At 66.6% G+C, this 26,745-nt stretch carries 18 protein-coding genes; 9 read left to right on the plus strand and 9 right to left on the minus strand.

Going from position 1 to position 26,745, the window contains the following annotated elements; translation table 11 throughout:
- Positions 1 to 8: 8 nt before the first annotated feature.
- A complete protein-coding gene (locus tag QFZ36_RS00480) occupies positions 9 to 3,545 on the plus strand; it encodes a S41 family peptidase (protein WP_306633020.1) in 3,537 nt (1,178 codons plus the stop codon).
- A gap of 76 nt (positions 3,546 to 3,621) precedes the next feature.
- On the opposite strand, the gene QFZ36_RS00485 is transcribed toward QFZ36_RS00480, so the two are convergent.
- The 5 genes from QFZ36_RS00485 to QFZ36_RS00505 form a co-directional block, all read right to left on the minus strand.
- On the minus strand, positions 3,622 to 4,050 hold the full coding sequence (locus tag QFZ36_RS00485) for an OsmC family protein (RefSeq protein WP_306633021.1): 429 nt from the start codon (positions 4,048 to 4,050) through the stop codon (positions 3,622 to 3,624).
- A 190-nt stretch (positions 4,051 to 4,240) separates the two neighbouring features.
- A complete protein-coding gene (locus tag QFZ36_RS00490) occupies positions 4,241 to 4,591 on the minus strand; it encodes a hypothetical protein (RefSeq protein ID WP_306633022.1) in 351 nt (116 codons plus the stop codon).
- A gap of 176 nt (positions 4,592 to 4,767) precedes the next feature.
- Entirely contained in the window at positions 4,768 to 6,537 is a 1,770-nt protein-coding gene (sucB, locus tag QFZ36_RS00495) for a 2-oxoglutarate dehydrogenase, E2 component, dihydrolipoamide succinyltransferase (protein WP_306633023.1), read from the minus strand.
- Positions 6,538 to 6,653: 116 nt separating this feature from the next.
- A complete protein-coding gene (gene lpdA / locus QFZ36_RS00500; RefSeq protein ID WP_306633025.1) occupies positions 6,654 to 8,036 on the minus strand; it encodes a dihydrolipoyl dehydrogenase in 1,383 nt (460 codons plus the stop codon).
- 271 nt (positions 8,037 to 8,307) lie between these two features.
- A complete protein-coding gene (locus QFZ36_RS00505) occupies positions 8,308 to 9,834 on the minus strand; it encodes a leucyl aminopeptidase (RefSeq protein WP_306633027.1) in 1,527 nt (508 codons plus the stop codon).
- Positions 9,835 to 10,093: 259 nt separating this feature from the next.
- On the opposite strand from QFZ36_RS00505, the gene QFZ36_RS00510 reads away from it, so the two are divergent.
- The 4 genes from QFZ36_RS00510 to QFZ36_RS00525 all read left to right on the plus strand — a co-directional run bounded on the left by QFZ36_RS00510 (position 10,094) and on the right by QFZ36_RS00525 (position 15,503).
- The gene (locus QFZ36_RS00510) at positions 10,094 to 11,032 is read left to right on the plus strand and encodes a proteasome assembly chaperone family protein (RefSeq protein WP_306633029.1); all 939 of its coding nucleotides are present in this window, start codon (positions 10,094 to 10,096) and stop codon (positions 11,030 to 11,032) included.
- A gap of 124 nt (positions 11,033 to 11,156) precedes the next feature.
- On the plus strand, positions 11,157 to 12,506 hold the full coding sequence (locus QFZ36_RS00515; RefSeq protein ID WP_306633031.1) for an MFS transporter: 1,350 nt from the start codon (positions 11,157 to 11,159) through the stop codon (positions 12,504 to 12,506).
- A gap of 104 nt (positions 12,507 to 12,610) precedes the next feature.
- The gene (locus QFZ36_RS00520) at positions 12,611 to 13,915 is read left to right on the plus strand and encodes a DUF4192 family protein (RefSeq protein ID WP_306633033.1); all 1,305 of its coding nucleotides are present in this window, start codon (positions 12,611 to 12,613) and stop codon (positions 13,913 to 13,915) included.
- 274 nt (positions 13,916 to 14,189) lie between these two features.
- The gene (locus QFZ36_RS00525; RefSeq protein ID WP_306633035.1) at positions 14,190 to 15,503 is read left to right on the plus strand and encodes an RNA polymerase sigma factor; all 1,314 of its coding nucleotides are present in this window, start codon (positions 14,190 to 14,192) and stop codon (positions 15,501 to 15,503) included.
- A 271-nt stretch (positions 15,504 to 15,774) separates the two neighbouring features.
- Here QFZ36_RS00525 and QFZ36_RS00530 read toward each other — a convergent pair whose 3' ends face one another.
- The gene (locus tag QFZ36_RS00530; protein WP_306633037.1) at positions 15,775 to 15,996 is read right to left on the minus strand and encodes a DUF7455 domain-containing protein; all 222 of its coding nucleotides are present in this window, start codon (positions 15,994 to 15,996) and stop codon (positions 15,775 to 15,777) included.
- 254 nt (positions 15,997 to 16,250) lie between these two features.
- Between QFZ36_RS00530 and QFZ36_RS00535 the strand changes: the two genes are divergently transcribed.
- Positions 16,251 to 18,359 (plus strand): DNA gyrase/topoisomerase IV subunit B, encoded by a 2,109-nt coding sequence (locus tag QFZ36_RS00535; RefSeq protein WP_306633039.1) that lies wholly within the window; start codon positions 16,251 to 16,253, stop codon positions 18,357 to 18,359.
- 67 nt (positions 18,360 to 18,426) lie between these two features.
- On the opposite strand, the gene QFZ36_RS00540 is transcribed toward QFZ36_RS00535, so the two are convergent.
- A complete protein-coding gene (locus QFZ36_RS00540; protein ID WP_306633041.1) occupies positions 18,427 to 19,434 on the minus strand; it encodes a M56 family metallopeptidase in 1,008 nt (335 codons plus the stop codon).
- A 6-nt stretch (positions 19,435 to 19,440) separates the two neighbouring features.
- Positions 19,441 to 19,827, minus strand: a complete 387-nt coding sequence (locus QFZ36_RS00545) for a BlaI/MecI/CopY family transcriptional regulator (protein ID WP_306633043.1) — start codon at positions 19,825 to 19,827, stop codon at positions 19,441 to 19,443.
- A gap of 270 nt (positions 19,828 to 20,097) precedes the next feature.
- Here QFZ36_RS00545 and QFZ36_RS00550 point away from each other — a divergent pair, with 270 nt between their 5' ends.
- From QFZ36_RS00550 to cydD, 3 genes are read left to right on the plus strand one after another with little or no spacing between them, the layout of a single operon-like run.
- On the plus strand, positions 20,098 to 21,702 hold the full coding sequence (locus tag QFZ36_RS00550; protein ID WP_306639035.1) for a cytochrome ubiquinol oxidase subunit I: 1,605 nt from the start codon (positions 20,098 to 20,100) through the stop codon (positions 21,700 to 21,702).
- A gap of 28 nt (positions 21,703 to 21,730) precedes the next feature.
- Positions 21,731 to 22,780: a cytochrome d ubiquinol oxidase subunit II gene (gene cydB / locus QFZ36_RS00555; RefSeq protein ID WP_306633045.1), complete on the plus strand. Its 1,050-nt coding sequence runs from the start codon at positions 21,731 to 21,733 to the stop codon at positions 22,778 to 22,780.
- A 1-nt stretch (position 22,781) separates the two neighbouring features.
- The gene (gene cydD, locus QFZ36_RS00560) at positions 22,782 to 26,240 is read left to right on the plus strand and encodes a thiol reductant ABC exporter subunit CydD (RefSeq protein WP_306633046.1); all 3,459 of its coding nucleotides are present in this window, start codon (positions 22,782 to 22,784) and stop codon (positions 26,238 to 26,240) included.
- Here the strand turns inward: cydD and QFZ36_RS00565 are convergent.
- The gene (locus QFZ36_RS00565; RefSeq protein WP_306633048.1) at positions 26,222 to 26,740 is read right to left on the minus strand and encodes a DinB family protein; all 519 of its coding nucleotides are present in this window, start codon (positions 26,738 to 26,740) and stop codon (positions 26,222 to 26,224) included. The two genes, cydD and QFZ36_RS00565, sit on opposite strands and share 19 nt — an antisense overlap.
- Positions 26,741 to 26,745: the final 5 nt, after the last annotated feature.

The raw sequence follows: 26,745 nt of genomic DNA on the forward strand, positions 1-26,745 counted from the left end.
ATCGAACGATGACCTCTTCGAGCTACTTCCGTTACCCGCACCTGCACGGCGATCTGGTCACCTTCGTGGCCGAGGACGACGTGTGGATTGCGCCCCTGGGCGGCGGCCGCGCCTGGCGTGTCTCCTCGCTCCAGCTGCCTGCCCGCAACCCCCGCTTCACCCCCGACGGACAGAGGCTCGTGTGGACGGTGGTCCAGGGAACGGCGCCGGAGGTGGTGTCCGCGGCAGTGGACGGCGGCGATTACCGGCAGCTCACGTACTTTGGCCACAGCACCACCAGGGTCAAAGGCTTCACGGCCAACGGCTCGGTAGTGGTCACCAGCGCCTTCCGCCAGGCCGAAAGCCGGCACACGCACGCCTACAGCGTCCCCCTCGACGGCGGCTGGGCGGAAGAACTGCCATTTGGCCCGGTTGAGTCGGTGGCCTTCGGCCCCGAGGTGGGCGACGAGCGGCCCGTCGTGGTCGGCAGTGTCCTGTCCCGCGAGCCCGCCTGGTGGAAGCGCTACCGCGGCGGCACCGCAGGAAAGCTCTGGATTGATAACGACGGCAACGGTGAGTTTGAGCGCCTGCTGCCGGACCTCGATGGCAACCTCGCCGATCCCCTGTGGGTGGACGGCCGCATCGCGTTCCTGTCGGACCACGAGGGCTACGGCAACCTCTATTCAGTGCTGCCGAACGGAAAGGACCTGCAGCGCCACACGGACCATGAGGATTTCTATGTCCGCCACGCCAGCACCGACGGGAAGCGGATCGTTTTCGAGTCCGCCGGCGAACTGTGGATGGTTCCCGGGCTCGGGTCCGAGGCCGTGCGGCTGGACATCACCCTGGGCTCTGCTTCGCAGTCGAGGCGGTCGGCCCTGCTTAACACAGTCAAACACCTCGCCGAGGTAGCCCCGGACGTAGCCGGCTCGGCCAGCGCGGTGGAGGCCCACGGCACCATCTCCTGGCTCCGGCACAAGGACGGGCCCGCCCGAATCATCGAAGCAACACCGGGAGTCCGTGCACGCCTGCCCAGGCCGCTGAAGGGCGGGCGGCTGGCCTACGTCGCCGATCATGACGGCGTCGAAGCGCTGTTCATCAAGAATGTCGCCGCGCCTGTCCCCGGCACTGGAGCCCCCGCCGCCGCAGGCGCTGCCACAACCGCAGGGCGTCCGGACGCTGCAGCAGCTGCCCCCGTACCCGGCCGGGACGAGGACCAAGTGCCCTTGCCGCAGCCTGTCCCGGCTGCCGGCGCTGCAGTCCTGGGAGCGGGCACCTCGATGCCAGCGCCCAGGGATGACCAGCAGGCGGACGTCGCCCCGGAGGGTGGCAACTTGGTTGCCGGGGCAAACGCCGCGATAACGGGGCAGGCAGGGGAAAACTCGCAGGCCGAAGTGCTGCGCGTCGGCTTTCCCCATCCCACCCGGACCAGCTCGCTGGAGGCAAGCCCGGACGGTGAGTGGCTCGCGCTGGGCACATCGTTCGGCGAGGTGTACGCGGTCAACACCCGGAGCGGGGAACTGACGCTGGTGGCCAGCATCGGCGAAGGCACCGTTTCTGACCTCGCCTGGTCCGGGGACTCGCGGTGGCTGGTATGGTCCGAGCCGGTCACCTCCTTCGGGTCTCGCAGCCGGCTCCGCCTCGCAAAGGTGGCGGATCCCGGCGCGGTCCCGGTGGACGTCACGGATGGCCGGTTCCGGGACACGTCTCCGGCCTTCACTCCGGACGGAAAGTTCCTGTCGTTCCTGTCGAACCGCAGCTTCGACCCCGTCTATGACGGGCACTCCTTCGACCTCTCCTTCCCCAGCCCCATCAAGCCCTACCTCGTGGCACTGGCTGCCGACACGCCGTCGCCCTTTGGTCCGTCGGTGGACCCGGATGCAAGGGAGGAGACCGCGGCTGAAGTGGAGCCGACCCAGGATGATGCGGCCGCTCCGGAGGTCACTGTGGATCCGGAAGGCCTCGCCCACCGGGTCATCGGGGTCCCCGTGCCCCAAGGCAACTACACATCCCTGAAGGCCGCCGACGGTGCCTTGCTGTGGCTCGACTGGGCCCTCGCCGGCGTGACCGGTGACGGCAAAGCCAGCCAGGACGAGAAGGACGAACGGCCCAGCCTGTCGCGTTTCGACCTGGTCCGCCGCAAGCAGACCACCTTGGTGGAGGCGGTGGACAGCTTCCGGCTCTCCGGCGACCGCAGCAAAGTGGTGCTGGTATCCGACAAGAAGGTCACCGTTGTCCCCGCCGACAAAAAGGTGGACGAGGAATCGGGCGATCTGGTCAAGGTGGACCTGGGCCGCATCAGAGTGATGATGGAGCCGCTCCGTGTCTGGGGCCAGGCATTCGATGAAGCATGGCGCCTGCAGCGCGACTTCTTCTGGGCCGAAGACATGGCCGGGCAGGACTGGGAGTCGGTTCACAAGCGCTACCGTCCGCTCGTGGACCGCCTGGGCTCGCACGACGACCTGGTGGACCTCCTCTGGGAGCTGCACGGCGAACTGGGCACCTCCCACGCCTACGTCCGCCCGGCTGCCGTCACCGAAAACGGCAGCCACGGCCAGGGCAGGCTCGGCGCGGACCTTTCACTCACCGCCGCCGGTTGGGAAATCACCCGCATCCTTGCCGGCGAGTCCTCGGACCCGCTGGCAACGTCTCCGCTGACAAGGCCCGGCGTGGGCGCCAGGGCCGGTGACATCCTGCTTGCCATCGACGGCGTTCCGCTGTCCGGGTCGGTCACGCCGGCCATGCAGCTGGTGGGAGCCGCCGGCCGTGCCGTGGAACTGACGCTGCTCAACGGCGCCGCGCACGGCGAACGGGCCGGCAGGCAGCGGCGGGTCGCCGTCGTTCCGGTGAAGGATGAGGAGCGCCTGCGGTACCAGGAATGGGTGGCCTCGAACCGGCGGACGGTGCGTGAGGCGTCCGGCGGCACGTTCGGGTACCTGCACATCCCGGACATGATGGCCAACGGCTGGGCGCAGCTCCACCGCGACCTCGATACGGAAACGGCGCTGGACGGCCTCATTGTGGACGTACGGCGCAACCGCGGCGGGCACACCTCCCAGCTGGTGGCCGAGCTGATCGGCCGCAAGGTCACCGGCTGGAGCATGCCGCGGGGCGAAAAGCCGCGGACCTATCCGCACCACGCCCCGCGCGGGCCGGTCATTATCCTCGCCGACGAGTTTGCCGGTTCCGACGGTGACATCATCACCCAGGTGTCCAAGCTGCGCGGCATCGGACCGGTGATCGGAACGCGCACCTGGGGCGGTGTGGTGGGCATTGACAACAGGTTCTCCCTGGCCGACGGCACGGGCGTCACGCAGCCGCGGTACGCGAACTGGTTCGGCGGCGGCGTTGGCTGGAGCGTCGAGAACTACGGCGTGGACCCGGACATTGAAGTGGCCTACCCGCCGCACGCCTACGCCGCGGGGCGGGATCCGCAACTTGAATACGGCATTGGTGCGCTGAAGGAGATGGTGCAGGAGCTTCCCACTGACCGGCCGCCGGCCCGTGAGGGGTACCGCCGGCTCCGCCCGGCACCGTTGCCGGCGCGCCAGCGGACCGACGCGTAGCCAAACCAAAAAGGCCCTGCCTGACCGGAACATTCCGGTGAGGCAGGGCCTTTTATTGTTTACTGTCGCGGAGCGATCAGGATTCGAGCGTAGCGTCCAGCGTGATGTCGATGCTGGCGAGGGCGCCGGAGACCGGGCAGCCGACCTTGGCGTCCGCTGCGATCTTCTGGAACTCATCCTCGGAAATGCCGGGGACCCGCGCTGACATCGTGAGGTGGCTGCCGGTGATGCCGGTGCCGGGGACGAACGTTACGTCGGCCTTGGTGCGGACTTCCTCGGGTGTGTGGCCTGCGTTTGCGAGCTCATTGCTGAAGGCCATGGAGAAGCAGGCGGCGTGGGCCGCGGCGATGAGCTCCTCCGGGCTTGTTTTGCCGTTGGCCGCTTCCGTGCGGGCCTTCCAAGTGACGTCAAAAGTGCCAAGGCCTGAGGTGGCCAGGCTGGTGGTACCGGAACCCTCGGTCAGGTTGCCGTTCCATACTGCATTTGCTGAACGTGTTGCTGCCATGTTCACTCCTCAGATTGATCATTACCGGGGCAGGCTGCTGCCTCACCCCGCCGTTCCCCATCCTAGGGACTTCCACCCGGCGGTGCATCAGCTGTCCGCTGTCAGAGGATTGTGACCAATGCTTAAAACGACGACGGCGGCGCCCTTTTGAAGGGGGCGCCGCCGTCGTTGTGGCTCCAGTGGAAGCGGGTTACTGCCAGATGGTGGCAATAGCCACGTTCAGCAGCGCCAGGCCGCCCACGCCGTGAGCCAGGCCCTTGCTGACCGGCTCGTTGTTCTTGTACTTCCGGCGGCCGATAAACGCCAGCACGCCAACAACGAGGGCGATGGCGAACTTGATGCCCAGCTTGACGTAGTTGGCGTCAATGTCCAGGGCCGGGATCAGGCCCATCAGGGCGATGCCGGTGAGGAGCTGGAGCATGGCGCCGTCGAACTGGCGGGGGTGGACGGTGGGATTTTTCATCTGGCCGATCCAGATGCCCACGATCATGGCGGCGCCGACGATGTGCAGGAAAACCACGATGTTATAGACGATGTTCATGGGACCAGTGTAACCAGAGGTTCTACAGCTTGTAGTAGTTCCGCGGGGGTGGTTCATCCCTCCGCGGCCGGTTGAGGCCGGCTTGCTGGGCTTCGTGCTGTTAAACGCGACGGCGGTGCAGGACTGGCGCTGGTTTCCCACCGCTGCCTGCACCGCCGTCGTGCGCTAGTTGGCTGCTACAGCCCCAGGTCCGCCTCGAAGGCGCCCTCTTCGAGGCGTGCCTTCAGGGTTTGGAGGAACCGGCCGGCGTCCGCGCCGTCCACCAGGCGGTGGTCGTACGTCAGCGACAGGTACATCATGGAGCGGATGGCGATCGAGTCGTCACCGTTCTCGTCGGCAACAACCACGGCGCGCTTGACGATGGCGCCGGTGCCGAGGATGCCCACCTGCGGCTGGTTGATGATCGGGGTGTCGAACAGGGCTCCGACTGAACCGATGTTGGTGATGCTGAAGGTACCGCCGGACAGTTCGTCCGGGCCGATCTTACCGCCGCGGGTGCGGCCGGCGACGTCGGCGATCTTGCCGGCCAGCCCGGCAAGGTTCAGGTTGCCGGCGTCGGAAATGACCGGGACCAGCAGGCCCTTGTCGGTGTCGACGGCGATGGCCAGGTGCTCGGCGTTGTGGTAGGTGATCTCCTGCTTGTCCTCGTCGTAAGCAGCGTTGAGCTTGGGGTGCTGCTTGAGTGCCTCGGCGACGGCCTTGGCGATGAACGGCAGGAACGTCAGCTTGACGCCGTTCTGGGCCTGGAACGAGTTCTTGGCGCGGGCGCGGAGCTTGGCCACCTTGGTCATGTCCACTTCATGGACCTGGGTCAGCTGCGTGGAGATTTCGAGGGACTCGCGCATGCGGCGGGCGATGACCTGGCGGATGCGTGGTGCCTTCTGCGTGGTGCCGCGCAGCGAGGATACAGCGGCATTGGATGCTGCCGGAGCGGACGCGGCGGGTGCTGCCGACGGGGCTGCAGCGGGAGCAGCCTTGGCTTCGGCAGCGGCGATGACGTCCTGCTTGCGGATGCGTCCGCCCACGCCGGTGCCGGAGAGCGATGCGATGTCCACGCCGTGCTGGTTGGCCAGCTTGCGGACCAGGGGAGTGACGTAACCGGAGTCGGAGCCGCCAGTTGCCGGTGCGGACTCAGCAGGCGCGGATGCGGGGGCCGGGGCCGCTGCGGGTGCCGGTGCTGCTGCAGGTGCGGGTGCCGGTGCTGCCTGCGGGGCGGGTGCTTCGGCCTTCGGCGCTGCAGCTGCGGGGGCTTCCTGGGCCGGAGCTTCCTGTGCCGGGGCATCGGTGGAGGGTGCTTCGGCGGGAGCAGCTGCGGCTCCGGAACCGATGACGGCCAGGACGGAACCGACCTCTGCGGTTTCGTCTTCGTTGACGCGGATCTCCTGCAGGGTGCCGGCAACGGGGGACGGGATTTCGGTGTCCACCTTGTCGGTGGATACTTCCAGGAGGGGCTCGTCAACTTCGACGGAATCGCCAACGGCCTTCAGCCAGCGGGTGACGGTGCCTTCGGTGACGCTTTCACCCAGGGCCGGGAGGGTGACCTCGTGGCCTTCGCCGCCGCCGGCTGCCGGTGCCTCTGCCGCGGGTGCTGCAGGTGCAGACTGGGCCGGAGCTTCCTGGGCAGGTGCTTCTTCGGCGGGTGCGGCAGCGGGAGCTTCCTGTGCCGGAGCTTCTTCGGCGGGTGCAGCCGCGGGGGCACCGCCGCCGGAACCGTCGCCAATGCGGACCAGGGGAGCGCCCACCTCGGCGGTCTCGTCCTCGGCGACCAGGATTTCCTCAATCACGCCGGCGACAGGAGAGGGGATTTCAGTGTCTACTTTGTCGGTGGAGACCTCGAGCAGCGGCTCGTCCACCTCTACCCGGTCACCTACCTGCTTGAGCCAGCGGGTGACGGTTCCTTCGGTGACGCTCTCACCGAGGGCGGGCAAGTTAACGGATTCAGACATGTCGTCCCCGTTCTCCTTATTGATCTTTAGTGCGGATGATTGCAGCCTTGTTGGCCAGCCTAGTGCACCCGGCATTCCGTGCCGGGTGCACCAGGCCTGTGGTGCTTGGGGGGAGACTAGCCGTGCAGGGGCTTGCCGGCGAGGGCCAGGTGGGCTTCGCCCAGGGCCTCGTTCTGGGTGGGGTGGGCGTGCACCAGCTGCGCCACATCCTCGGGGTATGCTTCCCAGTTCACGATCAGCTGGGCCTCGCCCACCTGCTCGCCCATGCGGGCGCCGATCATGTGGACGCCCACTACGGGGCCGTCCTTCTGGCGGACCAGCTTAACCAGTCCGGAGGTGCCCAGGATGGAGCTCTTGCCGTTGCCGGCCAGGTTGTATTCCTGGGTCTGGACCTGGTCCTCGCCGAACTTCTCCTTGGCAGCCTTTTCGGTGTAGCCAACGGTGGCGATTTCGGGTTCGGAGTAGGTGACCTTGGGGATGTTGATGTCCTCGACGATCACGGGCTTGAGGCCGGCGATTTCCTCGGCCACGAAGATGCCCTGCTGGTAGCCGCGGTGGGCCAGCTGGACGCCGGGGACAATGTCGCCGACGGCGTAGATGTTGCCCACGCCGGTGTGCAGGCGCTCGTTGGTGATGACGAAGCCGCGGTCGATGGTGATGCCGGCTTCCTCGTAGCCCAGGTTGGCGGTGACGGGGCCACGGCCGACGGCAACGAGGAGCAGGTCCGCTTCGAAGGTCTTGCCGTCCACGAGGGTGACCTTGACGCCGTCGTTGTTCTGCTCAACGCCCTGGAAGAACACGCCGGTGGAGAACTTGATGCCGCGCTTCTTGAAGGCGCGCTCGAAGTTCTTGACGATGGTGGCGTCCTCGTTGGGGACCAGCGAGGGCAGGCCTTCCACGATGGTGACGTCTGCCCCGAAGGACTTCCAAACGGACGCGAACTCGACGCCGATCACGCCGCCGCCCAGGATGATGACGCTCTTGGGGATGGAGTCCATGGTCAGGGCCTGGTCCGAGGTGATGACCTTGCCGCCGATTTCCAGGCCCGGAAGGGTGCGGGAGTAGGAACCGGTGGCCAAAACAATGTTCTTGCCCTTGTAGGCAGTGCCGTTCACCACGACGGTGTCGGTGCCCTGGAGCTTGCCCTCACCTTCGATGACGGTGATGCCCTTGGACTTGATGAGGCCCTGCAGACCCTTGTACTTGCCGGCGATGATGCCGTCCTTGTACCCGTTGACGGCGGTGATGTCGATGCCGTCGAGGGTGACGTTCACGCCGTACTTGGCGGAGTCACGGGCGTGGTCGGCGAGCTCTGCAGAGTGCAGCAGCGCCTTGGTGGGGATGCAGCCGTTGTGGAGGCAGGTGCCGCCCAGCTTTGCCTTCTCCACGAGGCCGACGGTAAGGCCAAGCTGTACGGCCCGCAGGGCGGCGGCGTACCCGCCGCTGCCTCCACCGAGTACCAGGATGTCGAATTCTTGCGCAGTTGCCTGATCGGCCACTTAAACGCTCCCTCGCGTGAACGATGACGCGGTCCTGCGCATCATCTGGTCTTTGGAACTTGCACTGCCGTGATTATGCCAGCGTGCCTGTTCTCTTGCATTTGTGACTACCGTGGTTCACCTTAGCGAACCACTTATCCATGCTCCACCTTGGCGCCGCGTTTGTGGAGCGCTTGTGTCGAGTGTCACGCGGCCCTGCGGCGCAGGGAACATTCCCGCGCCGCAGGGCGTGTGGCTGCCGGCCGCGGCGGGCCGGCATCAGCCGGTGCTGTCAGGCAGCTGCTGCCAGGATGTCCTCCACATAGGCCACCAGGGTCCGGACCGTGCAGCCCGTTCCCTGCTTGTGGGTGTAGCCATAGGGACTTCCGTTGTTGAAGGAAGGCCCGGCGATGTCGATGTGGGCCCAGGGAATCTGTTCCCCGTCCTTGCCCTTACCCACGAATTCGCGGAGGAAAACCGCTGCGGTCATCATGCCGCCGTGGCGTTCGCCGATGTTGGCCAGGTCCGCAACCTGGGAGTCGATGCTGGGGCGCAGTTCCTCGGGCAGCGGCATGGGCCAGACGAGTTCTCCGGCGCGGTCCGCCGCCGCCTTCAGCGGGCCTGTCACGCTGTCAGAGCCCATCACCCCGGCGGTGCGGTTTCCCAGGGCGATCAGCTGTGCACCCGTGAGCGTGGCAACGTCGATGATGGCGTCCGGGTATTCACGGCTGGCGGCCACGATGCCGTCGGCCATGACCAGCCGGCCCTCGGCATCGGTGTTCAGGACCTCCACGGTCTTTCCGCCGAACATCGTGAGGACGTCCGCCGGGCGGGACGCGGCGCCGGAGGGCATGTTTTCGGCAATGCAGAGCCAGGCGGTCGCCTTGACCGGCAGGCCAAGTCCCGCGAGGGCAAGGACAGTGTTAAGGACGACGGCGGCACCGGCCATGTCGCTCTTCATGTCGCCCATGCCGAGGGCCGGCTTGATGGAGATGCCGCCGGTGTCGAACGTGATGCCTTTGCCAACGAGGGCGATCTTCGAAGTTGCCTTGGCAGGGGAGTATTCGACCTTGACCAGGCGGGGCTGGCGGGCAGAGCCCTTGCCGACGCCCATGATGCCGCCGAAGCCTTCCTTTTCGAGCCGCTTTTCGTCCCAGACGGTGACTTTGACGGGCAGGCCCTTGGCCAGGTCCTTGGCGGCCTCGGCGAACGTTTCGGGGTAGAGGTGGCTCGGCGGCTGGTTGACCAGCGACCGGGTGGCGTTGACCGCCTTGCCAATCAGCCCGGCGCGCTTCAGCGCGGCATCCAAGCCGTCGTCACCGGCCAGCTCCGTGTAGATGACGGCGTTCTTCACGGGATCCTTCAGTCCGTCCTTTGAGGAACGGAATTCCGTGAAGGAATAGGCGCCCAGGGCGGCACCTTCGGCCACTGCCGCCACATCGGCGACGGACGCCGTCGGAAGCGCCAGCACAACGGTTGCGAGGCCGGCAAGCTGGCGGACAGCGGAACCCGCCGCACGGCGGAGCGCTTCTCCCGCGAGCGGCTTTCCGGCCGATACGCTGCCGGTGCCGGCGAGGACCAGGATCCCGGCGCCCGTTTCCGGAAGGCCGGGCAGGCGGACGATCTGGTCGGCCGCGCCGGTGACGCCCAGGGACTTGAGGGAGCCGGCCAGGGCCTCCGCGCTCTTCGCCGTCAGCGGGTTGTCCAGGAGGACAGGACCGTCCGTGCCCTTCCCCACACCGATGACCACTGCGTCACTGGGGCTCTTCTTCAGGTCCCTGGCGAGGGTACTAAGGTTGATTTCAGTATTCTTGACCACAGGGATCAGTCCTCAATTCTCGAGAGATGTTCGTAGCAGGGATGCATGTTCGGCGCTCTGCCATGGAGCCCGGATTGCTGTCGTTCGGGACGCAGCCCGGGTGTCTGCAAGCCCGTCTGGCAGGCCAGTTCCGATCGTAGCCCGTCCGTGCCTGAGCCGGTGAATTTCCTGAGACGTGCGCCACACCAGCGGCAGGAATGCCCGGCTGTGCTGCGGCGTTGTAGAGGATGTCCACCCGCACCTATGAAAGGAACATGCCGTGCTTGAACGGTTCTCCGGCTCCCTGCTGGACCCCGACGCGCTTTATGCAAGCAACATCGAGCTGTTCCACAGCCCGGAGCTTAAGGGGCTGAACCTGGTGATGGGTTTCACCGGATTCGCCGACGCCGGGCAGGTGGTGAAGCAGATCAATGCCGAGCTGCTGGACTCGCTCGATGCCCAGCCCGTAGCAGTCTTCGACGCCGATCAGCTGATCGATTACCGCTCCCGCAGGCCGCACCTGACGTTCGTCGAGGACCACCTGCAGGACTACCAGGAACCCCGCCTCGCCCTCTACCGGCTGGTGGACGGCCTGGGCAGTCCTTTCCTGCTGCTGGCAGGCTTCGAGCCGGATCTGCAGTGGGAACGGTTTGCCCGCGCAGTGGTGGGCATCGTGGAGAAACTCGACGTCAACCTGGTCACCTGGATCCACTCGATCCCCATGCCCGTTCCGCACACGCGTCCGGTGGGTGTCACGGTCCATGGCAACCGGCCGGACCTGATCGAGGGCATCTCGGTGTGGAAGCCCACCGTGGAAGTACCCGCGGCAGTCGGTCATATCCTTGAGCTGCGCCTCGTTGAGGCGGGCCGCAACGTGGCCGGCTACGTTATCCACGTGCCGCACTACCTGGCCGAGGCCGAATACCCCACGGCCGCCGTCGCAGGCCTGGAATACCTGGGCGCCGCCACCTCGCTGATGCTTCCCTCGGACAGGCTCCGGGAGGCCGGCCGTGAGGTCAGCCGCCAGATCGCCGAGCAGATCGACGCCTCCGAGGAAGTCCAGCAGGTGGTGTCGCGGCTTGAATCCCGTTATGACGAAAAGGCCGAAGGAACTGTCCGGCGCTCCCTGCTTGCGGACGAAAATGACGAGCTGCCCAATGCGGATGTCCTCGGTGCCGCTGTGGAGGCCTACCTCGCCCGCGAAAACCCCGGCCAATAGGCAAAAATCAGGGCCATCGGGACAGGGGCCGGGAGAAGCCCCGGTGGCAGAACTGTTACAGCCCGGCCGGCAGTTGAACGGGCTTCTGAAGGGGCTGGCGCGGGTGTCCGGGCATAATAATGGAGTGACTGCACCCCGAGCCTGGCTGATCTGGACCATTGGAATCTTCGGGTACCTGGTGGCCGTTTGCCAGCGCACCTCCTTCGGGGTGGTGGGGCTGGAGGCTACGGACCGTTTCCACGCCAGCGCCTCGGCAATCTCGTTCTTCACCGTCCTCCAGCTGCTCGTTTACGCCGGACTCCAGATCCCGGTGGGGCTGCTGGTGGACCGTTTCGGGTCCCGCGCCATGATCGCCGGCGGCGCCGTGCTGATGGGCCTTGGCCAGCTCCAGCTGGCGTTCGCGGACAGCATCCCCGGCGGCGTGGCCGGCCGGGTCCTCGTGGGCGCCGGGGACGCCATGACCTTCATCTCGGTGATCAGGCTGATCCCGCTCTGGTTTGCGCCCGCCCGGGTGCCGCTGGTGACACAGCTGACAGGCATGTCCGGGCAGCTGGGGCAGCTGTTCAGTGTCCTTCCGTTCGCGTTTATGCTCCACTCTGCGGGCTGGACCCCGGCGTTCCTGATGCTGGCCGGGATGTCCGGGCTCGCCGTCGTCCTGGTGGTGCTGCTCCTGCAGGACGTTCCGCCGGGCACCGCCCGGCCGCAGGCGCATCAGGGCCTGAAGGCCACCGGTACCTCGCTGGCCCGCGCCTGGCGCCAGCCCGGCACGAGGCTGGGCATGTGGAGCCACTTCACCATCCAGTTCAGCGGCACCGTCTTTGCGATGACGTGGGGCTACCCGTTCCTGATTTCCGGCCAGGGCCTGGACGCCGGAACCGTTGCCGGCCTGATGGCGCTGTACGTCGCGGCCGCCATGGCCGTGGGCCCCTTCATCGGCCGCTTTGTCTCCCGCCATCCGCTGCGGCGCTCCACCATGGTCCTCCTGATCGCGGCCGCCACCGCCGGAGCCTGGGCCGCTGTCCTGCTGACGCCGGGACGTTCACCGCTGTGGCTCCTGGCCTGCCTCGTGATGGTGCTCGCCATCGGCGGCCCCGGTTCCATGATCGGGTTCGACTTTGCGCGGACCTTCAACCCCGCACACCGGATCGGCACGGCCACGGGAATCGTTAATGTGGGCGGGTTCATCGCTGCGCTTGTTGCCATCTTCCTCATCGGCCTGGTGCTGGACGTGCTGTACGCCGGCGGGTTCTCCAACGGAGTGCTGTACGGGCTGGATCCGTTCCGGATTGCCCTGAGCGTCCAGTTCGTGCTGCTTGGTTTCGGCGCCGTCGCCATGCTGGTCTGCCGGCGGAAGGTGCGGCGGCAGATGGCTGCCCAAGGAGTTGTGGTGCCCCCCCTGCGCAGCGCACTGGCCCGCCAGCGCCGGGAGAAACTGGCCCGGCGCAGCAAGGCAGCGGCTTCGGAGGACCAGTAACGGCGCGGGGACGACTAGTCCTGCACAGGCCTGGTTTCCCGGCAATTTCCACATAGCCATGGCCCCTGCTGCGGAGGAGTCTGCGGCAGGCGAATGCTGGAGCCATGACATCTCCAGAACGCCTTACAGTCCGCGGCCCGGAAGACATCCTCGGCTTTATTCCCCACTCGTTGGGATACTGGCCGGCGAACAGCCTGGTGGCCATGACGATGCAGGGCAAAAGGTTGGGGGCAACCCTCCGGCTGGATCTTCCCGGGCCGGCCGTGCTGGCTGATCCGTCCGCCTTCGCTGAAACGGTCTCCGGGTACCTGGCGGCAGACGAGCATGCCGACGGCACCCTGCTGGCCCTCTTCACCAACAACGGCTGGTTGTCCGGTCCGGGCTGTTATGACGGACTGCTGTTCGGCCTTGAATCGGCGCTGGCAGAGGCAGGTATGCCCGTGAAGGAGGCCTGGTACGTCGGGGACCGCTATTGGCGGGACGCATGGTGCACGGACTCCGCCTGCTGCCCGCTGCCCGGACGCCCCCTGGAACAGATCCGGGACAGCCTGCTCAACACGGAAATGGTGTTCCGGGGGAGCAGCGTGGGGCCGCCTCCGGAGGAGCGGCAACCCCGGCCCCTCCCGAGTCTCTATCGCGCGGCGGTGCTGGAGGCCGAAACTGCATGGTCTGCCCGGCTGGACTGCCGGCGGCAGAGCAGGGCGCAGTTTGATGCAGTGCTGAGCCTGTGGACCGGGTTGCTGGCGGGCCCGCCTGGGGAACTGGGCCAGCCACTGGTTGACCGTGACGCCTTCCTGCGGGCCACTCTGCTGGTGCCGGCATGGCGCGACGCTGTCCTGGTGATGGCAGCGGCAGGAAAAGCGGCTGCTGCAGCCGGCGCCGAGGAGTTCGGGATCTTTGATGAGGGGCCGGAGTTGGAGCCTGTTGTCCTGCCGGAGGCCGGGGCGCCGGACGGCGGAGGTTCGCTGCGCGACGTTCTGCCGCCCGGCGCTGATGAACCCTGGGCTGAAGCGCTGGGCGCTCCGTCATCGCCATTCGCTCACGTGTCCGCTGACGTTCCGCCGGCGCCAGGAGAACAACCTGGGACGCCGGGTTACGGGGACGTCCTCATGGGGCACCAGCCGGCGGTCCCGCAGTGGCAAACCATGGACTCGCTCGAGCTGGTGCTGGCGCAACTGGCCCTCCTGGGTGGTGCGCCGGCCGCGGCTGCTTTAACAGGAAGAGGCTGGATTGCCTGGTGCCGCGGGCGCGGCTCGTACTCTGCAGCGTATTTCGAGGAGGCCCTGGAGATCGATCCGGGCTACCGGCTCGCGGAACTGCTGCTTGAGCTGGTCCGTCGGGGTACTTTGTGCGGGTGGGCGGCGCGGAAGGAGGCCGCCTGGCAGAAATTCGGGCCGGACGCTGCCTGAAGGTTATGGATCCCGGACCTGAAGGGCCAGGGTGGCGGGACCATGGGGAGGTCCTATTCGGGGAAACGTGAGACAATAGTTGCCGAGACCCGGTTGGGTCCGTGTACTGAGTGCTTGTAACTGGTCCTTTCGGGGAACATATCAGCCGCTCCGGCAGTTGTATTTATTGACTCTGCCGGCCGTGGTGGCGCTTGGTTTCCACCACGGACTTGACAGGGTCATAGTGGTGTTGCCCGTATGGTGATTCCACAGACCACCGCTAGAAAGGTTTTCTGTGACCCCGTCTTCCACGAAGAAGGACCCCGCCGCCCAGGACGAACTGTCCGCTGAGCAGAAGCAGGCTGCAACAAGCGCCAAGCGGGCCGCCACTCGGGCAGCCAACAAGGCTTCTGCCGGTGAAGCTGGTGCGGACGGCAAGCGTGAGCCCAAAAAGCGCGGCCCCAAGCCCGGTGCGAAGGCCGCCGCCGAGGCTGCCGGAAAGTCGGCTGCAGGCGATACTGACGCTGATGACGTAGAAGATGTCGAGGAAGACCTCGACGTCCTCGAAGGCCCTGACGTCGTTGAAGAGGACGCCGAGGCTGATACTCCGAAGGGTGCTGCCGGATCGGGCAAGGGCTTCGTCTACTCCGACGCCGATGACGACGACGCCCCTGTCCAGCAGGTGATGTCCGCCGGCGCCACCGCCGACCCCGTCAAGGACTACCTGAAGCAGATCGGTAAGGTCGCACTGCTCAACGCCGAGCAGGAAGTGGACCTTGCGCTCCGGATCGAAGCCGGACTGTTTGCCGAAGAGAAGATCAACGCCGACGACGGCTCCATGGACCCGAAGTACAAGCGCGAGCTTGAGTTCATCATCCACGACGGCAAGCGCGCCAAGAACCACCTGCTCGAAGCCAACCTGCGCCTGGTTGTTTCGCTGGCCAAGCGCTACACCGGACGCGGCATGCTCTTCCTGGACCTGATCCAGGAAGGCAACCTGGGCCTCATCCGCGCTGTGGAGAAGTTCGACTACACCAAGGGCTTCAAGTTCTCCACGTACGCCACCTGGTGGATCCGCCAGGCGATCACCCGCGCCATGGCGGACCAGGCACGCACCATCCGTATCCCGGTGCACATGGTTGAAGTCATCAACAAGCTGGCCCGCGTCCAGCGGCAGATGCTGCAGGACCTTGGCCGCGAACCCACGCCGGAAGAGCTGGCCCTCGAACTGGACATGACGCCCGAAAAGGTTGTCGAGGTCCAGAAGTACGGCCGCGAGCCCATTTCGCTGCACACGCCCCTGGGCGAGGACGGCGACTCGGAGTTCGGCGACCTGATCGAGGATTCCGAGGCTGTAGTCCCGGCCGATGCTGTGAGCTTCACGCTCCTGCAGGAACAGCTGCACTCCGTGCTGGACACCCTTTCCGAGCGCGAGGCAGGCGTTGTTGCCATGCGCTTCGGACTGACCGACGGACAGCCGAAGACTTTAGACGAAATCGGCAAGGTCTACGGAGTCACGCGTGAGCGTATCCGCCAGATCGAATCCAAGACCATGTCCAAGCTGCGCCACCCCTCGCGGTCGCAGGTCCTCCGGGACTACCTGGACTAAACCCCGCTGGACTGGAACCCACTTTACTGGAACCAGTAAGCAATCAAAGGCGGCCCGCTGGCCGCTGCTCCCTGACGGGGTGCAGCAACCGGCGGGCCGTTTTGTTTATCCTCCGCTGACGCCCCATCACTTCCTGCCGCGTTTTCGGTGACGCCCCATCACTTCCTGCAGCTTCTTCGGGAAAACCGCGTCACCTTAAGCCCGGCGAAAGTCCGCCTTAAACGAAGTGGGACCCCACCTTCCGGTGAGGTCCCACTTGCTTCGGATGCTGCTAGTCGATTTCTACGGCAGCCTTCTCGTGAAGCTTCCCCGTCTCATCGTGCCAGTCCGAGCTCAAGGGCTTGAGCGTCGATTCAACTGCACGGGCGTGGTGGCCGCAGAAAAGCAGCTCACCGCCGGAGGACTCCAGTACAACCCGGACATATGCCTGGGCTCCGCAACGATCGCACCGGTCCAGTGCGTTGAGTGTGCGGTCTGCCACTGCTGTTGTCATGTCGGCCTCCTTAGTAGATCTGTACGTCTATATAACCAGTATTCGTAACAAAACCATCGCAAGGATGGGGCAAGTTCGCTGTCCGCGTATCCGCAAGAGTGCGTCAAGATCAGCGAAGGCCCCGGCAGGAAGTGCCAAGTGGCGTGGGGCACAGGCTCTGCCAAGTGTGGCAGTCGGCGGTCCGGGGCCCGGCCGACTACCCTAGAAAGAGCGATTCCCAGCCCGCTGCACCATCTTGAAGGAGTTCACCCCCGGTGGCACCAAGTTCTGATTACACTGCCCGGCACCTGTCTGTACTGGAGGGCCTCGAGGCCGTCCGCAAGCGGCCCGGCATGTACATCGGTTCCACCGACTCCCGCGGGTTGATGCACTGCCTCTGGGAAATCATCGACAACTCCGTTGACGAGGCGTTGGCCGGGTTCGGCCACGACATCAAGATCATCCTCCACGCGGACAACTCCGTGGAGATCCACGACGACGGCCGCGGCATCCCCATCGACAAGGAACCAAAAACCGGGCTGAGCGGCGTCGAAGTGGTCTTTACCAAGCTCCATGCCGGCGGTAAGTTCGGCGGCGGCTCCTACACTGCCTCAGGCGGCCTGCACGGTGTGGGCGCATCCGTTGTCAATGCCCTGTCCTCCCGCCTCGACGTGGAAGTGGACCGCGGCGGCAAGACCTACAAAATGTCCTTCCGCCGGGGCGAACCCGGGCGCTTCCAGGACACCGGCTCCAGGATCGACCCGGCCGCACCCTTCACCCCCTTTGTGGACGACTCCGTCCTGGACGTGGTGGGCAAAGCCAAGCGCGGCGTCACGGGCACCAGGATCCGGTACTGGGCAGACCGGCAGATCTTCACCCCGGACGCAAAGTTCTCCTACGACGAACTAGCGGCCCGGGCCCGGCAGACGTCCTTCCTGGTGCCCGGCCTCAAGCTCACGGTGCGCGACGAGAGGAAGGCCCCGGGAACGCCGGGGGAATCCGGCCCGCACGAGGAGGTCTTCCACCACGACGGCGGCATCTCCGAATTTGTCGAGTTCCTTGCCGCCGATCCCGGTGTCACCGACGTCTGGCGCCTGCACGGTTCGGGAAAGTTCAAAGAGACCGTTCCCGTGCTGGACGAACGCGGACACAGCCAGCTCGCCGAGGTGGAGCGCGACTGTGAGGTCGACGTGGCCCTGCGCTGGGGGATCGGCTACGACAGCACCGTCCGGAGCTTCGTAAACATCATCTCAACGCCCAAGGGCGGTACCCACCAGTCCGGCTTCGAGCAGGCACTGGTCAAGACCTTCCGGAAAGCCGTGGAAAACAACGCCCGGAAACTGAAGGCCGGCAACGACAAGATCGACAAGGATGACATCTTCGCCGGGCTCACGGCCGTCCTGACGGTTCGCCTGGCGGAGCCGCAGTTCGAAGGCCAGACCAAGGAAATCCTGGGTACCTCAGCTGTGCGGGCCATCGTGTCCAGGGTGGTGGAGCGCGAAGTCACCGCGAAGCTCGCGTCCGCCAACAAAAACGACAAGGCGCAGTCCGCTCTGCTCCTGGAAAAAATCGTCAACGAGATGAAATCCCGCATCTCGGCCCGCGTGCACAAGGAAACCCAGCGGCGCAAGAATGCGCTGGAAACTTCCTCGATGCCCACCAAGCTGGCTGACTGCCGCACGGACGACGTCGGACGTTCCGAACTGTTCATCGTGGAAGGCGACTCGGCGCTGGGAACGGCCAAGCTGGCCCGGTCCTCCGACTTCCAGGCCCTGCTGCCCATCCGCGGCAAAATCCTCAACGTCCAGAAGGCATCAGTGGGGGACATGCTCTCCAACGCCGAATGCGCAGCGCTCATCCAGGTGGTGGGCGCAGGATCCGGCCGCAGTTTCGACATCAGTGCCGCCCGCTACGGCAAGGTCATCCTGATGACTGACGCGGACGTGGACGGCGCGCACATCCGCACGCTGCTCCTGACGCTCTTCTTCCGCTACATGCGCCCCATGATCGACGAGGGCCGCGTCTTCGCCGCTGTCCCGCCGCTGCACCGCGTGGAGGTCATCAACGCCGGCCAGAAGGCCAACGAAATGATCTACACCTACTCGGAGGCGGAGCTTCATGTGCTCCTTGCCCGGCTGGCGCAGGAAGGCAAGCGGTACAAGGAGCCCATCCAGCGCTACAAGGGCCTGGGCGAGATGGACGCCGAGCAGCTGGCCGAGACCACCATGGACCCGCGGCATCGGACACTCCGCAAGGTGGGAATCGAGAACGCCAAGCAGGCGGAGGAGATTTTTGACCTCCTGATGGGCTCGGACGTGTCGCCGCGCAAGGACTTCATTATCGCCGGCGCCTCCAGCCTGGACAGGGAACGCATCGACGCCTGACCGCATGCGCGCGCAGCGCCGGGCTGCCTGACGGCGCCAGGCGGCACAAGGCGGACGACGGCGGGACTCAGCCGAACAGGCCCGGCGCCATCAGCAAGGCTGTGGGCAACGCCAGCAGGAGCACGCAGCCGGCGAGCACGAGGCTGCGGACCGGCGCAGGCAGCTGCGGCCGGGGCGAGAGCAGTCGGCTGACCCGGGAGGCTGTGGTGCGGGCCGAGTCCGAGCCTGCAGCAGCCGCCGCCGAGTCAAGCCCGGCTAATGACAGTCCGGACGATGACAGCCCGGACGGGGTGCGTTGAAGTTCGGCCTCGCCCGGCGTCCTGGCGGCTCCGCTGGCCACGATGGCAATGGCCTTGATGAGCGTAGCCTTGCTCTCGGTCCTAAGCGCCACGTCGTCCGCCAGCATCTCGATCAGGGAGTTGACGGACTCCTGGGCAAGGCGCGTGGTGGGAAGCCAGGGGAGCGCCTGCCGCCAGGCGGCGAAGGCCCAGAGCAGCAGGTGGTGCCGCTGGCTCAGGTGCGCATTTTCGTGGATCAGCACCGCGCGGAGTTCGGCCGGCTCAAGGGCGGCCATCAGGCCGTCGGACAGCACCGTCACGGAGCGCGCGCCGCCGGGAAGGCAGTAGGCCACCGGCGAATCGTGGCTGATGACCAGCGTTCCGGCTCCTTCAGCGGACGGGGAGGCCAGGAGCGCGAGAAGCTCCCGGTGCCGCCGGCGCTGGCGCTCGATCTTGTAATAGGTCAGCAGCAGGGTGAACACCAGGTGGGCGGTCAGCAGCGCCGCGGCGGACAACGCAAAGATGTGCCAGAAACCGAGGTCCGTGGTGGGAGCGTTGAAGAGCACCATGCCCGCAAGCGCCCGCAGGCCGGCGAGCAGGTTATCGCCGATGGGCTCCAGGCCGTACACCAGCATGGCGCCGATCATCGACAAGCCACCGGCAAGTGCGATGGCCTGCCAGAGCAGCATGGCGGTAAAGGGGGATCGCGCGGGCCACTGCGCACGCGAGAGAAGGATAGGCACCGGCCACGCCAGGACTATCGCAAGGACCGCCAGCAGGTACGAGGCCCAGAACATGGTCCGCTAGATGTGACCAAGCAGTTTGCGCAGGGTCTCGGCTTCACCTTCGGAAACGGAGCCAATGAAGCGTGCCAGCACGGCTTCACGGTCCGGGGCTGAACCCAGTACTTCGTGCATCAGCTCAGCGGTGTGGTCCTCGCGGCTGGACACCGCCTGGTAGCGGTGCGGACGCATGCCGCGTTCGCGTTCCACCAGGCCCTTCTTCTCAAGCCGGGACAGGACTGTGAGCACAGTGGTGACGGCCAGTTCCTTGCCTTCGTGGCCTGCGCTGCCATCCTGGCCGGCGGAGGTCTGCGCCAGCCGGTCCCGCAAAGTGTTCGCGGTGGCTGCTTCATGGCCCGCCCAGAGCAGGTCCATCACTGCCCGTTCCAGTTCACCAAGACTAGCCATTGCACTTTTCCTTTTGTTTCCCCGCACCGCTGCCCTGGACAGACGGTGACATGTTGCGTTTCGCTACTTCTACAGAAACCAATTTACCCCGATTCCGCTTCACTTTCTACATTGGGTAGAACACGGGCGGGTCACGATCCGCGGCAAGCCGCGGGGGCCGCGGAGCGTTTTTACACCACCGCCGCGATTGTTCTACACTTTGTAGAAGTTAGAGTTTCTACAGAACGTAGAAAACCTTCGCCCGGACAGTAGGGACCCGCCATGGACGCTATGGACGCTCTGGAAATCGCACGCTGGCAATTCGGCATCACCACCGTCTATCACTTCATGATGGTCCCGCTCACCATCGGCCTGGGCCTGGTGGTGGCCGTGATCCAGACCATCTGGCACCGCACCGGAAAGGCCGAATACCTCCGGATGACCAAATTCTGGGGAAAGCTTTTCCTGATCAACTTCATCATGGGCGTGGCCACCGGCATCGTCCAGGAGTTCCAGTTCGGAATGGCCTGGAGCGAGTACAGCCGCTTCGTCGGCGATGTCTTCGGGGCACCGCTGGCACTCGAGGCGCTGCTGGCCTTCTTTGTGGAATCCACCTTCCTGGGGCTGTGGATCTTCGGGTGGAAGCAGCTCAAGCCGGCCATCCACCTCGCCTGCCTCTGGACAGCCGTCATAGGCTCCGTGTTCTCCGCGTACTTCATCATCGTGGCCAACAGCTGGATGCAGCACCCCGTCGGTGTCGAGATGATCGACGGCCGGCCCGTTATGACCGACGCCTGGGCTGTCTTTACCAACAACACCGCCCTCGTCGCAGTGCCCCACACACTCTTCGGCGCCCTCGCCGTCGCAGGCGGTTTCCTGCTCGGCATCGCCTGGTACCACCTCTGGCGGCGGCGTCGCGACGGCGTCGATACCGTGGGCGCCGACGGCAAGGTGATCGCCGGTGAAGCTGCAAACATTCCCGGCCGTGACCGGAACGATCACAAAGTCTGGCTTCATTCCCTGCGCATCGGCGCCGTCGTGGCCATGATCTCCTTCGCCGGAACCGCGCTCACCGGCGACCTCCAGGGCAAGCTGATGTTCGAGCAGCAGCCCATGAAGATGGCCGCGGCTGAAGCTGCCTGCCATGACGGCACCGGCTTCTCCGTGCTGAGCATCGGCAACATCGGCTCACAGAACTGCGACGACATCGTGGCCCTGATCGAGGTTCCGGGCATCCTCTCCTACCTGGCCAAGGGAGATTTCACCACCGAAGTCCAGGGCGTCAACAGCCTGCTGCCCGAATACAAGGAGAAGTACGGCACCCACCTGCCGGACAACCCGATCTACGGGGAGCGCGCCGGCCAGGAAATCGACTACCTTCCCGTTATGGAGGTCACCTACTGGGGCTTCCGCATGATGATCGGTTTCGGCGGCCTCGCGGCCCTGGCAGCCCTGGTGGCCCTGTGGCTCACCCGCAAGGGCACGGTGCCCGAGTCCCGGTGGCTGATGCGGCTGGCCGTCTTCGGCATCCTCGCCCCGTTCGGTGCCAACGCCGCCGGCTGGATCTTCACCGAGATGGGACGCCAGCCCTTTGTGGTGGCACCCAACCCCGACCCCAGCGGGGTTGACCAGGTGTTTATGTTCACCGCCGCCGCGGTGTCACCCGGCGTCTCCGCCGGCGAACTGCTGGCGTCGCTGATCACCCTGACCACCATTTACGCCGTCCTGCTGGTAGTTGAAGTCAAGCTGCTGGTGAAGTACATCCGGGGCGGTGTGGTGTCCGCAATGCCCGAACTCGTCCACGCCCCGGCAGACGAAAACGAAGACGCCACCCCCGGCCCGGGCGGGCAGGGCGGCGGCAAACCGGCCGACGACGTCCTGGCCTTCGCCTACTAGTCCGCGCCAAGAGCAGAGGAAACGAAGAATGGAACTGCTGCCAACCATCTGGTTCATAGCCATCGCAGTGCTCTGGACCGGGTACCTCTTCCTTGAGGGCTTTGACCTGGGCGTGGGCATGCTGATGAAGCTGTTTGCCCGGAACAACACCGAGCGCCGCGTCCTGCTCAACACCGTGGGCCCCGTCTGGGACGGCAATGAGGTTTGGCTCCTGACCGCCGGCGGCGCGACTTTTGCCGCCTTCCCGCTCTGGTACGCCTCGCTGTTCTCTGCCCTCTACCTGCCACTGCTCCTGGTCCTGGTTGCACTGATTTTCCGTGCCGTGGCCTTCGAGTACCGGGGCAAGGTGGACACGGATCAGTGGCGGGCCAGGTGGGACTGGGCCATTGCCCTGGGATCCTTCTTCGCGGCCTTCGGCGTGGGCGCAGCGCTTGCCCTGACCACCACCGGCCTGCCCCTGAACGCCAACGGTGACCGGGTGGGCGGCCCCTTCGCCTGGTTCAACGGCTATGCGGTCCTCGGCGGGCTCGCCGTCGTTGGATTCGCGCTGGTGCACGCCCTGGCTTTCCTTGCCCTGAAGACCGACGGCGAGGTGCGCCACCGGGCCCGCCGCTGGTTTGTCCGGTTGCTGCCCGTCCTGCTCCTTCCCATTGCGGCGTGGGCGCTCACGGTCCAGTTCCTCGAAGGGAAGCTTTGGACCTGGGCGCTGGTCCTGCTGGCGGTGGCCGCGGCAGCCGCAGCCTGGGCGATGGCCCGGAAGGGTGCGGAAGGAAAGGCGTTCGTGGCATTGGGAGCCTTCCTGGCCCTGGGCTCGGCGTCAATCTTCGGCGCCGCGTTCCCGGTGGTGCTGCCCTCCACCCTCAGCGAGGCCTTTGACCTCACCATTTCCAACGCCTCGTCCTCGGACTACACTCTGGGGCTGATGACTGTTGTGGCCGCCTTCGGACTGCCCCTGGTCATCGCCTACCAGGCCTGGACGTACTGGGTCTTCCGGAAGCGGGTCAGCGCAGCGCACATCCCGGAAGCCCACAGCTTCCTTCCGGCCGTCGCCGCCAAGGCTTTCACCAACAAAGGCTGACATGCGTCCCTCTTTCCCGCCCGGTCCGGCCACCCGCTCCGCCATCTACTGGCTGGGGCTCCTCGCCGCCCTCAAGGCGCTGTCCCTGGTCCTGATCGGGCAGGCGGTGGCGTCGGTGCTCGCCGGACTCGTCTCGGGGAACGCCGGGTGGGCGGAGCAGATCGCTGCCGGTATGGCCGGGGTGGTCCTGCGGTCGCTGACGGTGTGGGGGCAGGCTGTTGCAGCGCGGCGGGCAGCCCTGGGCATCAAGGAGGAGTTGCGCGCCGGGCTGCTGGAAAGGGCGCTGCGCAACGGCGTCCGCAGTACAGGACCGGCCGACGGCGGACTCGCCGTGCTGGCCACCCGCGGACTGGACGCACTGGACAGCTACTACACGCAGTTCCTGCCCGCCCTGGTCAACTGCGCGGCCATCCCGCTGCTGGTGGGGGCGCGTATCCTCTTCGCGGACTGGGTCTCCGCCGTGGTCATCGTCATGACCGTTCCGCTCGTTCCGCTGTTTATGGTGCTGATCGGACGGTACACCGAGGACAACGTCCGCGAGGCCCAGGCGTCCCTGGCCCGGCTCTCCACCCACATGCTGGAGCTTGCCAAGGGGCTTCCCGTGCTGGTGGGCCTGGGCCGCGCCACCGCCCAGCGGAAAGCGCTGGAGGAGATTTCCGAGGAATACCGGTCCCGCACCATGGGCACTTTGCGCACCGCGTTCCTCTCGGCCCTGGCGCTGGAGCTGATCGCCACCATCTCCGTGGCGGTGGTGGCCGTGTTCATCGGCGTGCGCCTGGTGCACGGGGACATGCCTCTGGAAGCCGGCCTGCTGGCCCTGATCCTGGCGCCGGACTGCTACCTTCCCCTGCGCGAACTCGGGACCGCGCACCACGCCAGCGACGACGGAAGGGTGGCGCTCGCCGAAACCACTGCCGTCACCGACGCGCCCGAGCCGCACCCGCTTCCCGCTGCCCGCGCAGGCAGGCCAGGTGCCCCCATCAGCGTCACCGGACTCATGGTGAGCTATGACGGAAGGCCGCAGCCCGCCGTCGGCCCGCTTACCTTCACCGCGCCGCAGAGCCGGATCACTGCCCTGGACGGGCCCAGCGGAGCCGGTAAAAGCACCGTCCTGGGCGTCCTCGCAGGGACCATTGGAGATGGGGCGGGCACCACGGTCACCGGCACCATCTCCGGCCTGGACCGGAAGGACATCGCCTGGGTTCCGCAGCACCCGGTCATGGTGGCAGAAACAGTCCTCGACGAGATTGTGCTCTACCTTTCCGGCGGGGCGGCCACCGGCGCCAACCGGAGCGGGCGGCACGCCGCTGAGGAAACTGCCCGGACCTGCCTGGCGCGGGCAGCAGCCGCCCACCTTGCCGGCAAGCACCCCGCCGAGCTGAGCCCCGGGGAACTGCGGCGCGTGGCACTGGCCCGCGGGCTCGCCCGGATCGAGGCCGGCGCCACCGTCCTCCTGCTGGATGAGCCAACTGCGCACCTGGACGACGCTTCCGCCGCGCTCGTGGAGGAAACCATCCGAAAGCTCCGGGGGAGGGTGACGGTCATCCTGGTCGCGCATGAGGAACGCACTCGCGCCCTTGCCGAACACCTGGTGCCCGTGGGCGGAAACGGCCTGATGGCCCCGGCTCCTGGCACCGTTGAACCTTCCCACCCCGAAGCCGGGGTGGGCGGCGCCGCGGCGGCCTTTTCCGCAACCACGGAAGGTCAAGCGGGCGCCAAGGAAGCTCCGGGGCAAGGGAGCACACCGGGCAGGGTCCAGCCCGGCGCAGCGGGGCTGCTGGCGGCTCTCCTGGCACCTGTCAGGGGCAAGTTCGCTGCTGCCGCTGTGGTGGGCACCCTGGCGGCGGTCTTCGCCGTCGCGCTGTCCGGCCTCTCCGGCTGGCTCATCATCCGCGCCGCCGGGCAGCCGCCCATCCTGTACCTGCTGACCGCGATTGTTGGCGTCCGGTTCTTCGGGATCGGCCGGGCCGTGCTGCGGTACGGCGAACGGCTCCTCCTGCACGACGCCGTATTCTCGGGGCTGACCCGGCTGCGCGGGCGGCTGTGGGAGTCCCTGAGCCGGCGGGCGCTGCCGCTGCGCCGCCTGTTGCAGGGCGGAAACGTCCTGGGAACGGTGATTGACGACGTCGATACCGTCCGCGACCTCCTGCCGCGGGTGGTCCTGCCGCCGGTCACTGCCCTGGCGGTTTCTGTCATGGCTCTGGTGACCACGGCGGCGCTGGTTCCGGTAGCGCTTCCGGCCGTTCTGGCCGCCAGCGCCATGAGCCTCCTGCTTGCCCCGGCAATTGCCCTCTGGGGCGACCGCAGGTCGGCTACCGCCGAGCAGCTCCTTCGCTCCGGAGTCCTGCGCCGCGTTGCGGCGGCCCTTGACGCGCGGGCTGAACTGCACGCGAACAGCGTGGCTTCCTGCGTCCTCGATGAGCTGCATGCACAGGACCGTAACGCCACGGCGGCTTCGCAGCGCTCTGCCTGGGCCGACGGCCTGGGCCAGGCAATCACCACTGCTGCTTGCGCTTCGGCTGCCCTGGGCGCTGCCTGGCTCGCGGCTCCGGCGGTGCTCGCCGGCCGGCTTGCCCCGGAAACCGCAGCGGTGGTGGTCCTCCTGCTCCTTGCGCTGGTGGAGCCCTTCGCAGCGATGACGACGGCGGTGCGCCAGTTCCCGGCGCTGCGCACAGTCCTGCAACGCGTCGCCGAATCCGGGGCACTCGAGGAGGGCCGGCAGGAGGACGGGCTGCAGGCCGTGCCCGCCCGCCGGGGCGGCCTTGCCGGCGTCGAACTGGATGGGCTGTCAGCCGCCTGGCCGGGCGGTGCGCCCGTGTTTTCCGGCGTGGACGCCGTGGCGGAACCGGGGCGGTGGCTGGCGGTGACCGGCCCGTCGGGGTCCGGGAAGTCCACGTTGCTGTCAGTCCTGCTGGGTTTCCTGCCCGTTGCTGCCGGACACGTTGGAGTGACCGGCCGGGCCGCCTGGTGCCCGCAGGAAGCCCACCTGTTCGATTCGACGATCCGCGGAAACCTCCTGCTCGGTAAGACCGGCTCCGCTGACGAGGCACAACAGGCCGATCCTGAGCTTCTTGACGTGCTCGCGTCGGTGGGCCTCACCGGCCTTCTGGAGCGGTTGCCGGCAGGCCTGGACACCCGCATCGGACCTGGCGGGGCATTCCTGAGCGGCGGAGAGCGCCAGCGCCTGGCGGTGGCGCGCACCCTGATGACCGGTGCCGAGGTGATCCTGCTGGATGAGCCCACCGCGCACCTGGATGCCGCGTCGGCCCGGGCCATGCTGGCGGACCTGCGGCACGGACTGCGTCACCGCACGGTGGTGCTGGTGACGCACAACCCGGCCGACATCCGGCCCGGGGATGCACGCCTGGTGCTGGCTCCCGGCTCGGAGCACGCGGGTTCAGAGCCTGCCGTCGCAAACCTGGTGGCATCCTCTGCGGGGGATCAGCCGTCCACGTCGTGAAGGTGGTGGACCACGTCGTGCAGGAAATACTGGGACAGCGTCAGGACCGTGAATTCCGAGCCGTTGCTGCGCAGCCCCGTGCGGCTCCACTCGGACTCCCGGACGGCGGCAAAGGACTCCGCGGCCTGCTTGCCTTCGGCCGTGAGCTCGGCGCTGACAACTGCCGGGTCGGCATTGGCGTAGTCCTTGTCGACGGCCGTCTGGTCCTGGTCCCAGTTGTCGAACCGGGCGTCGTCTGAAGCCAGCATGAGGTTCAGCCGCTGGTCGAAAAGGCTGAAAACGTCCCGGACATGGCAGGCGTACTCCAGCGCGGACCACGTATGGTCGTCCGGCCGATCGGCCACGTCAGGCCTGCGGAGAACGGCGCGCCAGCGGGGCAGCACGCTCACGATGCTGCCCGGAACTGTGGAGGGCGTCACGGTGGAGGCGTCGAACGAGCATTCCGGGCAGGGACGGGCCAGGACCCAGGTCCAGTCCTTTTCATCAGGAACGATAGGCATAGGAG

The organism is Pseudarthrobacter siccitolerans (assembly GCF_030823375.1).
Classification (GTDB): domain Bacteria; phylum Actinomycetota; class Actinomycetes; order Actinomycetales; family Micrococcaceae; genus Arthrobacter; species Arthrobacter siccitolerans_A.

Coding starts and splice junctions, on each gene's coding strand:
- QFZ36_RS00565 (WP_306633048.1), bottom strand. CDS start 26,740: ATGCCTATCGTTCCTGATGAAAAGGACTGGACCTGGGTCCTGGCCCGT.
- QFZ36_RS00530 (WP_306633037.1), bottom strand. CDS start 15,996: ATGACAACAGCAGTGGCAGACCGCACACTCAACGCACTGGACCGGTGC.
- QFZ36_RS00520 (WP_306633033.1), top strand. CDS start 12,611: ATGACATCTCCAGAACGCCTTACAGTCCGCGGCCCGGAAGACATCCTC.
- cydB (WP_306633045.1), top strand. CDS start 21,731: ATGGAACTGCTGCCAACCATCTGGTTCATAGCCATCGCAGTGCTCTGG.
- sucB (WP_306633023.1), bottom strand. CDS start 6,537: ATGTCTGAATCCGTTAACTTGCCCGCCCTCGGTGAGAGCGTCACCGAA.
- QFZ36_RS00480 (WP_306633020.1), top strand. CDS start 9: ATGACCTCTTCGAGCTACTTCCGTTACCCGCACCTGCACGGCGATCTG.
- QFZ36_RS00540 (WP_306633041.1), bottom strand. CDS start 19,434: ATGTTCTGGGCCTCGTACCTGCTGGCGGTCCTTGCGATAGTCCTGGCG.
- QFZ36_RS00545 (WP_306633043.1), bottom strand. CDS start 19,827: ATGGCTAGTCTTGGTGAACTGGAACGGGCAGTGATGGACCTGCTCTGG.
- QFZ36_RS00490 (WP_306633022.1), bottom strand. CDS start 4,591: ATGAACATCGTCTATAACATCGTGGTTTTCCTGCACATCGTCGGCGCC.
- QFZ36_RS00485 (WP_306633021.1), bottom strand. CDS start 4,050: ATGGCAGCAACACGTTCAGCAAATGCAGTATGGAACGGCAACCTGACC.
- cydD (WP_306633046.1), top strand. CDS start 22,782: ATGCGTCCCTCTTTCCCGCCCGGTCCGGCCACCCGCTCCGCCATCTAC.
- QFZ36_RS00550 (WP_306639035.1), top strand. CDS start 20,098: ATGGACGCTCTGGAAATCGCACGCTGGCAATTCGGCATCACCACCGTC.